The organism is uncultured Phycicoccus sp. (assembly GCF_947495705.1).
Classification (GTDB): Bacteria; Actinomycetota; Actinomycetes; order Actinomycetales; family Dermatophilaceae; genus Phycicoccus.
Genome location: NZ_CANLZR010000030.1, coordinates 1 through 228 on the forward strand (window position 1 = coordinate 1; position 228 = coordinate 228).

Below are 228 nucleotides of genomic sequence, written 5' to 3' on the forward strand. Positions count from 1 at the left end.
GCCGCCACCGTTCTCGCCGCCCTCGAGCCGTGGTTCGGGGTCGAGGACGCCCCCCGGCTGCGGCGCCGCACCCGCCGCCTGCTGGCCCGGGTCTGTCCCGACCTGCTCCGGCAGCGGGCGGTGCGGGCCCGCTCGGAGTCGGCGCTGCGACGCTGGGTCGACGAGCCCGGCGTCGACACCTGGCTGGGCACCTTCCCCTCCGAGGAGGCCTGCCGGGCGTGGGCCGCC

General features: G+C 79.8%; 1 protein-coding gene. It reads left to right on the forward strand.

Annotated elements, in window-relative coordinates; genetic code table 11:
* Positions 1-228: hypothetical protein (locus tag Q0963_RS16530; RefSeq protein ID WP_299448183.1), on the forward strand; the 228-nt coding region annotated here is incomplete at both ends.